This is a genomic window from Phocaeicola sp. RTP21198st1_B8_RTP21198_201120 (genome assembly GCF_040929485.1).
Lineage (GTDB): Bacteria > Bacteroidota > Bacteroidia > Bacteroidales > Bacteroidaceae > Phocaeicola > Phocaeicola dorei.
The window spans coordinates 1-1001 of the sequence record NZ_JBCOCI010000594.1 but is presented as its reverse complement, the minus strand read 5'-3'; the positions used below and the strand labels follow the sequence as shown (position 1 = coordinate 1001).

Sequence of the window (1001 nt, the reverse complement as noted above, 5' to 3'; positions counted from 1 at the left end):
CTCCCACGGTATTAGTATGTCCGTATTTAAGGTTGATTGCTACAGGGTTTGGTCTATATCCCAATCTTTTAGCCGCTTCTATCACCTTTTCTTTCGTTTCTTTACGGATATTCTTGTCATCCCCCAATGCACGAGATACAGTGGAGACGGATATTGACAAATGTCGAGCGATGTCTTTTATGGTTATATACTTCATGCTGAATGATTGTTTAAATCAAAGCAAAGATATTGATTTCAAACAATAAATCCTAATATTGGAGTAAAATACGAATCCCATTTGCTTCCAATTGTGGGCAACTATGATGTAGTTGTCTGCGGTGGCGGACCAGCTGGTTTCATAGCGGCCATTGCGGCTGCTCGCAGTGGTGCGAAAACTGCTGTTGTGGAACAATATGGTTTTTTAGGTGGAATGGCTACAATGGGGCTTGTTACTCCTTTGAGTGTATTCACCTATAATAATGAGAAGGTGATAGGCGGTATTCCATGGGAATTTATCGAACGGCTGGAGAAGATGGGAGGCTGTATCATTGAGAAACCTCTTGGCAATGTAGCTTTTGATCCGGAGCTTTACAAGCTTTTATGCCAGCAAATGATGTTGGAAGCCGGCGTGGATATGTATATGCACTCTTACTTAAGCGGTTGCCAGGCAAAAGACGGCAAAATATCCTGTATCCTCTTTGAGAATAAGAATGGGACAGAGGCTATCAGTGCTGATATGTATATCGACTGTACTGGGGATGGTGACCTTGCCGCTATGGCGGGGGTTCCGATGCAAACTGATGAATGTAAACCGCTGCAACCTCTTTCCACCTATTTTATATTAGGAGGTGTGGATACAGATTCGCCCATGATAATTGATGCCATGCACCATAATAAACAAGGGCAGAATTGTCATTGCATTGCAGTTCGTGAGAAACTTCTAGCAATGAAAGAGAAGCTTGGCATCCCCGAATTCGGAGGTCCTTGGTTTTGCACCACTCTTCGTCCGGGCGAAGTAACGG

2 protein-coding genes are annotated in these 1001 nt (G+C 43.7%); one reads left to right on the top strand and one right to left on the bottom strand.

Going from position 1 to position 1001, the window contains the following annotated elements; translation table 11 throughout:
* A partial coding sequence (locus tag AB5935_RS28385; protein ID WP_368328156.1) for a LacI family DNA-binding transcriptional regulator occupies positions 1-196 on the bottom strand: 196 nt, incomplete at its 3' end.
* A 45-nt stretch (positions 197-241) separates the two neighbouring features.
* Between AB5935_RS28385 and AB5935_RS28380 the strand changes: the two genes are divergently transcribed.
* Positions 242-1001 (top strand): FAD-dependent oxidoreductase (locus AB5935_RS28380; RefSeq protein WP_410525563.1); only part of this gene is annotated, 760 nt, incomplete at its 3' end.